This is a genomic window from Streptomyces bicolor (assembly GCF_000719285.1).
Classification (GTDB): Bacteria; Actinomycetota; Actinomycetes; order Streptomycetales; family Streptomycetaceae; genus Streptomyces; species Streptomyces bicolor.
In genome coordinates this window covers 1-217 of the sequence record NZ_JOFS01000162.1, presented here as the reverse complement: position 1 = coordinate 217, position 217 = coordinate 1, and the positions used below count along the sequence as shown (strand labels likewise).

The 217-nt window shown below is 69.6% G+C and carries 1 protein-coding gene; it reads left to right on the top strand.

Features of this window, described 5'->3' with window-relative positions; translation table 11 throughout:
* Nucleotides 1-217: AMP-binding protein (locus IF78_RS50325; RefSeq protein ID WP_234440047.1), on the top strand; the 217-nt coding region annotated here is incomplete at both ends.

Genomic DNA, 217 nt, shown 5'->3' with positions numbered 1-217 from the left:
GTTCGTGGCTGAGGGTGTGTCGTCGGTTCATGTGACGGCGGGGTCGTTCCGGGTGCTGGCGGGGGAGGCGCCGGAGTGTTTCGCGGGCTTGCGTGAGGTGTTGACGGGTGGGGATGTGGTGCCTGCCGCGTCGGTGGCGCGGGTGCGGGAGGCGTGCCCTGATGTGACGCTACGTCACTTGTACGGGCCGACCGAGACCACGCTCTGCGCGACCTGG